The organism is Falsiroseomonas sp., assembly GCF_051860665.1.
GTDB lineage: Bacteria > Pseudomonadota > Alphaproteobacteria > Acetobacterales > Acetobacteraceae > Falsiroseomonas.
Map to the genome: position 1 here is coordinate 71,444 of NZ_JBHYDM010000022.1, position 6,189 is coordinate 77,632.

Sequence of the window (6,189 nt, forward strand, 5' to 3'; positions counted from 1 at the left end):
CGGATCGCGTGCTCTCGAAGTGATTTTACCTGGAGCCGCGAAACGGACACTGCTTTGCGCGTCGACGCGGCGGGCGGTCGCGATCCGGCGTCAGCGCAAGGGAGAAACAGGTGAGCGTCTTCGATGCCCTGATGGGCAATTCCTCCAAGGTGGATCTGGCGAAGCTCGCGGCGGAGTTCTCTCCGCTGCTGATTGCGGGCGAGGAGGTCAAGGGCGCCTATCGCCTGGTGCGCGACATGTTCGTCTTCACCAACAAGCGCTGCATCCTGGTGGACCGGCAGGGCATCACCGGCCGGAAGACCGAGTATCTCAGCATCCCCTACCAGGATATCGCGCGCTACGCCGTCGAATCCGCCGGGACCTTCGACATGGATGCGGAGCTGAAGATCTGGCTGCGGGGCGATCCGCAGCCGATCGTCAAGAGCTTCCCCAAGGGCGGCGAATACCTCGCCGTGCATCGGATGCTCTCGGAAGGCGTCCTCAGGTAGCGCGCGCCCTCAGCTCCCCACCTTCAGCGTGCTGGTCAGGCCGCGCAGGCAGGCCAGGATCGACAGGGGGGTGATCTTGCCGGTGCGGGGGTTCTCCTCGCTCGGCACATTCTCGATGGTCATGGTCAGCCGCGCGCTGGCGGCCTCCACGCGGATGGTGTGGGTGTTGCGCGTCACGGTGGTGTCGGCCCAGATCTGCACCGTGGTGCGCTCCGGCCCGATGCCGGCCAGCGCCAGGGCGGCGGCGACGTTGACGTTCGCGGGAAAGCCCTGGGCGGCGTCGAAGGCATTGCCCTTGAAGATGAGGGTCGGCGTGGTGATGCCGGTCACGTCGATCTTGTGCTGGTCGAGATAGGGCGCGCCCACCAGGCCGCGCGGCGGCTTGCGCGTCTCGATGGTGACGGAGGCGACCTCGCCCTCCGCCGCCGCGCGCACCGCATCCAGGCCGAGCAGCGCGCCGGTGGGGACGATGATGCGCGCGCCGGTGGCCCGGGCGCGTTCGACCAGGTGCATGCGCGGCAGCAGCGCGCCGACGCTGCTGGGGACGAAGATGCGCCCGGCCTCGATGGCGGCGATGGCCACCTGCTCGAAGACCGCGGCCGGGGCGGCTTCCACCACCACATCGGCCTGGGCGAGATCCGCCAGGCCGACCAGGGCAGGCTGGCTGCGGAAGCCGGCCAGGTTGGCGCGGGCCTTGTCCTGGTCGCGGGCGGAGACGGCGACCAGCCGCAGGCCTTCCACGCCGGCATCCAGCGCGCGGGCCAGATGCAGGCCGATGGCGCCCAGGCCAGCGATTGCGACGGTCAGTTCACGAGCCATGTGCGGCGCCCCCGGAAAAGTTCAGCGGCGGGGCTACAGCAGGATGCGGCCAGTGGAAAGCCGCCATCGACCGGCGCAGGAGATGAAGCCCGGCGGCCCGCAGGGCCGAGGCCGCGAAGGCGGCCCGCCGCCAATGCGGCGTGCTTGGGCATTATGGCCGGAACCAGCGCAGCGCATTGATCAGCGTGATCAGCCCCGCCGCCACATAGGTCAGCGCCGCGGCCCGCAGCACGCGCCGCGCCTGCGGCAGGTCGGCGGGTTGCAGGTAGCCGCCCTGTTCCAGCACCGGCAGCGCCTTGCGGAAGCTGGCATCCAGCTCCACCGGCAGGGTCACGGCATGCACCGCGAGCCGGCCGGCGAAGAGGGTGACCACCAGCGCCAGCTGCAAGGCGACCAGCGCGGGCGACCGCACCGCGGCGAAGACCAGCGGGATGGAAACCAGCACCAGCTGGGCGATGCGGTCGAGCGGGGTGATGAGGCGGATCAGCGCGACGCGGCGCCGGAAGCCGGGCTCGCCCCGGGCATGCTGCACGGCATGCGCCACCTCATGCGTCGCCACCGCCACGGCCGCGATGGAACGGCCATGGAAATGTGGCGCGGTCAGGCGCACCACGCCGGCTTCCGGGTCGTAATGGTCGCCGGCCTCCGTCTCCTCGACCTTCACCTGGCGAAGATCGGCCTCGTCCAGCAGGTGGCGGGCCAGTTCCGCGCCGGTGCCGGGCAGGTCCGGCCGCTCCGCCTGCGCCCGGGCCAGCACATGCTGCACCCAGAGCTGCGGCCCGAAGAGCAGGGCCAGCAGCAGCAGGAAGCCGAGGATGCCGAGCAGGAGCATCAGACGACGGGACTGCGCCCGCCATCGACATTGATGGCCGTGCCGGTGACATAGCCGCCCTGTTCCGAGGCGAGGAAGGTCGCCATGGCGGCGAATTCCTCGGCGCGGCCGATGCGGCCCAGCGGCACGCCCTTCCCCTGCTCGGCCTTCCAGTCTTCCCAGGAAATGCCGCGCGGGTCGGCGGCGTGGCGGCGGACCCATTGGTCGCTCTCGATGATGCCGACCAGCATGCCGTTCACCAGGATATTGTGGGGCGCGCCCTCGCCGGCCAGGATTTTCGTCAATGCCATGCCGGCGGCGCGGGAGACGGCGGTGGGGGCGCCGCCAGCGGCCGGCGCCTTGGCGCCCACATTCAGCACATTGATGATGCGGCCCCAGCGGCGTTCCTGCATGCCGGGCCAGACGGCGCGGGTCAGGCGGATGGCGGCGAAGAGCTTCAGGTCGAGGTCGGCCTGCCAGAGGGCGTCGTCCACCTCCATGAAGGGGCCGCGCTGGCTGGTGCCGGCATTGTTCACCAGGATGTCGATGGGGCCGAGCTCGGCGGCGGCGGTCCGGGCGGCGCGGGCGCAGCCTTCGGCGGTGCCGACATCGGCGGAGATGGTGGCCACCCGGGCGCCCTGGAATTTCCCCAGCAGGCGGGACCTGGCGCTGTCCAGCGCCTCCGCCCCACGCGCGACGAGCGCCACGGCGGCGCCGGATTCGAGAAAACTTTCGGCGATGGCGAGGCCGAGGCCCTTGGAGCCCCCGGTGATCAGGGCAATGCGGCCATCGAGGCGGATCTGCATGTGGTTGTTTTCCTGGACGTGTGGGCGAATGGGCGATCGACGGGGCTCGAACCCGCGACATCCAAGACCACAACCTGGCGCTCTACCAGCTGAGCTACGACCGCCACACGCCACATGTCCGGGTTGCCCCGGGCGGGGGGTGATAAGGCGAGGCGCCGGGTCACGTCAACCGGGGTGAAGCTGGTCGGGGCCGAAGCGGTCGGGCAGCAGGGCGGCGATGGAGGCCTGGCGCAGGCGGCCCTCCGCGTCGCGCATCGCCACCACCAGGCTGCCATCCGGCGAAAACTCGGAGATCACCTGGCGGCAAAGGCCGCAGGGTGAGAGCGAGACGCCCGCCGGGCCGGCCACCGCGATGGCCCGGAAGCGGCGCTGGCCGCGGGCGATGGCGGCGCCGAGTGCCAGGCGTTCGGCGCAGATGGTGGCCCCGAAGCTGGCATTCTCCATGTTGCAGCCGGCCTGGATGCTGCCGTCCTCGCACAGAAGCGCGGCGCCGACCTGGAAGCGGGAATAGGGCGCATAGGCCTGGGCCCGCGCCGCCTCCGCCCGTTCCATCAGGCCGGCGAGATCCATTCAGCCGGCGGCCGCGCGGGCTTCGCCGCTGCGGCTGGCGAGCCAGGCCTCGATCCGTCCCAGGGCCTCGTCCAGCACCGCATCGCCCTTGCAGAAGGCGAAGCGGGCGTAGTGGCTGGGCGCATCGGCGGAGGCATAGAAGGCCGTGACGGGAATGGCGGTGACCTTCGCCTCCACGGTCAGCGTCCGGCAGAAGGCCACATCGTCCCCGTTGAAGCCCAAGGGCCGGAAATCGGTGGTGATGAAGTAGCTGCCCTGGGTCGGCAGCACGCCGAAGCCGAGTCGGGCCAGCCCCGCCGCCAGCCGGTCCCGCTTCGCCTCCAGGCTGGCGGAGAGGCCCGCGAAATAGGAATCGTCCTTGGCCAGGCCGACGGCGATGCCGCGCTGCAGGTTCGGCGCGGTGGTGAAGGTCAGGTTCTGGTGCGCCTTGGTGACATTACCGGCGAGCGAGCGGTCGCAGGTGACATAGCCGATCTTCCAGCCGGTCAGGCTGAAGGTCTTGCCGGCCGAGCCGATTCGCATGCAGCGCTCCCGCATCCCCGGCAGGGTCATCAGCGGCACGTGCTTCCAGCCGTCGAAGGTCAGGTGCTCGTAGACCTCGTCGCAGATCGCGTAGCAGTCGTGCCGCTCCAGCAGATCCGCGATGAAGGCCAGCTCGGCATGGGTGAACACCTTGCCGGTGGGGTTCATCGGCGTGTTGAGCAGGATGGCCTTGGTCTTCGGGCCGAAGGCGGCGGCGAGCTCGGCGCGCGGCAGTTCCCATTTCGGCGGCGTCAGGCGGACCAGCTTCGGGATCGCGCCCAGCAGCTTCACCACCGGCAGGTAGGTGTCGTAGAGCGGCTCGATCAGCACGCATTCGTCGCCGGGGTTCAGCACGGCCATCAGGCAGGCCGTGATCGCCTCGGTGGCGCCGGAGGTGACGATGACCTCGGCATTGGGGTCCACCTCCAGCCCGTAGAAGCGGCGGTTGTGGGCGGCCACCGCCTGGCGGAGCTCCGGATGGCCACTCATCGGCGGGTATTGGTTGCGGCCGTCCTTCAGCGCGGCGGCGGCGGCCTCGATGACATCCTCCGGCCCGTCATAGTCCGGAAAACCCTGGCCGAGGTTGATGGCGCCATGTTCGGTGGCGAGCGCCGACATCACCGTGAAGATGGTGGTCCCGGTGGCGGAGAGGAGGTCGTTCTGGGGCTTCACGGAAGATCTCTCGGAGGGGCTGGTGCGGCGAGGTCGGGGCGCACGGGGAATGATGGGACCATAGGGTTGCAGGCGCAACAGCGGGGGATATGGCTGCTCAATTTATGTGCTATTTGCCTGCGATATGATCGTTTTGGATGCTGACCGTGCCAGAATCCGCGGCCTGCGCCGTTGCCCGCATGGCACGCGCCATGCAACAGGAGGGGCGGTAGCTGGGACGATGACCGGGGCGGTAGCCTGGGCATGGCCGGGCTGCCCGTCCCGCACCGGCCCGCCGGTTGCGCGGCGCCAGTGGCCGGGGGGAATCAGCGCTTGCGTCGGGCCATCCGGCCGGCATGCGGAGCGACGGAGCCGATGAAAAAGATCGAGGCGATCATCAAGCCCTTCAAACTCGATGAGGTGAAGGACGCGCTGCACGAGATCGGCCTGCAAGGGCTGACCGTGGTCGAGGCGAAGGGGTTCGGGCGGCAGAAGGGCCATACCGAGCTGTATCGCGGCGCCGAATACGTCGTGGACTTCCTGCCGAAGGTGAAGATCGAGGTGGTCTGCCCGGATGAGCTGATGGAGCGCGCGATCGAGGCGATCACCGCCGCGGCCCGCACCGGGCGCATCGGCGATGGCAAGATCTTCGTCAGCGACGTGCAGGAGGTGATCCGCATCCGCACCGGCGAACGGGGCGACGACGCGGTTTGATTTCTGATCCGCCCGGCACGATGCCGGGCGGGCGAAGACGGGCCGGACCGGCAGGGATGCCGGAGAAGGCTGACCGGATGGCCGGGGCGCTCCCGTCGGGGGTGGCGGCACCATCCGGGCGCGTGGCGGGGGCCGGTCTCCGTCGCGCGGCAAATGGGACCGGGACGAACAAAGGCACAGGACCGCACACGATGGCGAAGAAGCCGGCAGCCGGGGGCAGCAACGCCGCCGTCTCCAAGGTCATGGAAATGATCAAGGAGCACAGCGTCGAATACGTCGATTTCCGTTTCACCGATCCGCGCGGCAAGTGGCAGCACACCGCGCAGCACGTCTCCACGATCGATGAGGACGTGTTCGCGGACGGCATCATGTTCGACGGCTCCTCGATCGCCGGCTGGAAGGCGATCAACGAGTCCGACATGATCCTGATGCCGGACCCCTCCACCGCCGTCATGGATCCCTTCGCGGCCAAGCCGCAGATGATCCTGTTCTGCGACATCGTGGAGCCGTCGACCGGCCAGATGTATTCGCGCGACCCGCGCAGCACGGCGAAGCGCGCCGAGGCCTATCTGAAGTCGACCGGCATCGGCGACACTGCCTTCTTCGGCCCGGAGGCGGAGTTCTTCGTCTTCGACAGCGTGAAGTTCGGCACCGGCGGCAACTACGGCATCTACCAGCTCGACTCCGTCGAGGGTCCGGGCGCCAGCCTGAAGGACTATCCGGAGGGCAACATGGGCCACCGCCCGGTGGTCAAGGGCGGCTACTTCCCGGTGGCGCCGGTGGACAGCGAGGGCGACCTGCGCGCCGA

General features: G+C 69.5%; 8 protein-coding genes and 1 tRNA gene. 3 read left to right on the top strand and 6 right to left on the bottom strand.

The genetic code is table 11. From position 1 onward, the window contains the following. Window positions 1-110: 110 nt before the first annotated feature. Window positions 111-488 (top strand): PH domain-containing protein, encoded by a 378-nt coding sequence (locus tag ACTIF1_RS19360; protein ID WP_439598100.1) that lies wholly within the window; start codon window positions 111-113, stop codon window positions 486-488. A gap of 9 nt (window positions 489-497) precedes the next feature. Here ACTIF1_RS19360 and ACTIF1_RS19365 read toward each other — a convergent pair whose 3' ends face one another. The 6 genes from ACTIF1_RS19365 to ACTIF1_RS19390 all read right to left on the bottom strand — a co-directional run bounded on the left by ACTIF1_RS19365 (window position 498) and on the right by ACTIF1_RS19390 (window position 4,688). Then, complete coding sequence (locus tag ACTIF1_RS19365; RefSeq protein ID WP_439598101.1) at window positions 498-1,307, bottom strand: aspartate dehydrogenase; 810 nt, start codon at window positions 1,305-1,307, stop codon at window positions 498-500. Window positions 1,308-1,458: 151 nt separating this feature from the next. Further along, the gene (locus tag ACTIF1_RS19370; protein WP_439598102.1) at window positions 1,459-2,139 is read right to left on the bottom strand and encodes a zinc metallopeptidase; all 681 of its coding nucleotides are present in this window, start codon (window positions 2,137-2,139) and stop codon (window positions 1,459-1,461) included. Next, window positions 2,139-2,924, bottom strand: coding sequence for an SDR family oxidoreductase (locus tag ACTIF1_RS19375; RefSeq protein WP_439598103.1), 786 nt, complete (start codon window positions 2,922-2,924; stop codon window positions 2,139-2,141). The genes ACTIF1_RS19370 and ACTIF1_RS19375 overlap by 1 nt, the downstream gene beginning before the upstream one ends. A 31-nt stretch (window positions 2,925-2,955) precedes the next feature. Continuing rightward, window positions 2,956-3,028, bottom strand: a tRNA-His gene (locus tag ACTIF1_RS19380). Between the two features lie 61 nt (window positions 3,029-3,089). Beyond that, window positions 3,090-3,494: a cytidine deaminase gene (locus ACTIF1_RS19385; RefSeq protein WP_439598104.1), complete on the bottom strand. Its 405-nt coding sequence runs from the start codon at window positions 3,492-3,494 to the stop codon at window positions 3,090-3,092. Further along, window positions 3,495-4,688, bottom strand: a complete 1,194-nt coding sequence (locus tag ACTIF1_RS19390) for an aminotransferase (RefSeq protein WP_439598105.1) — start codon at window positions 4,686-4,688, stop codon at window positions 3,495-3,497. A 354-nt stretch (window positions 4,689-5,042) separates the two neighbouring features. Here ACTIF1_RS19390 and ACTIF1_RS19395 point away from each other — a divergent pair, with 354 nt between their 5' ends. Next, the gene (locus ACTIF1_RS19395) at window positions 5,043-5,381 is read left to right on the top strand and encodes a P-II family nitrogen regulator (protein ID WP_168045998.1); all 339 of its coding nucleotides are present in this window, start codon (window positions 5,043-5,045) and stop codon (window positions 5,379-5,381) included. A gap of 191 nt (window positions 5,382-5,572) precedes the next feature. Beyond that, on the top strand, window positions 5,573-6,189 hold a 617-nt coding region (locus ACTIF1_RS19400), incomplete at its 3' end, for a glutamine synthetase beta-grasp domain-containing protein (RefSeq protein WP_439598106.1).

Coding starts and splice junctions, on each gene's coding strand:
- ACTIF1_RS19365 (WP_439598101.1), bottom strand. CDS start 1,307: ATGGCTCGTGAACTGACCGTCGCAATCGCTGGCCTGGGCGCCATCGGC.
- ACTIF1_RS19370 (WP_439598102.1), bottom strand. CDS start 2,139: ATGCTCCTGCTCGGCATCCTCGGCTTCCTGCTGCTGCTGGCCCTGCTC.
- ACTIF1_RS19375 (WP_439598103.1), bottom strand. CDS start 2,924: ATGCAGATCCGCCTCGATGGCCGCATTGCCCTGATCACCGGGGGCTCC.
- ACTIF1_RS19385 (WP_439598104.1), bottom strand. CDS start 3,494: ATGGATCTCGCCGGCCTGATGGAACGGGCGGAGGCGGCGCGGGCCCAG.
- ACTIF1_RS19395 (WP_168045998.1), top strand. CDS start 5,043: ATGAAAAAGATCGAGGCGATCATCAAGCCCTTCAAACTCGATGAGGTG.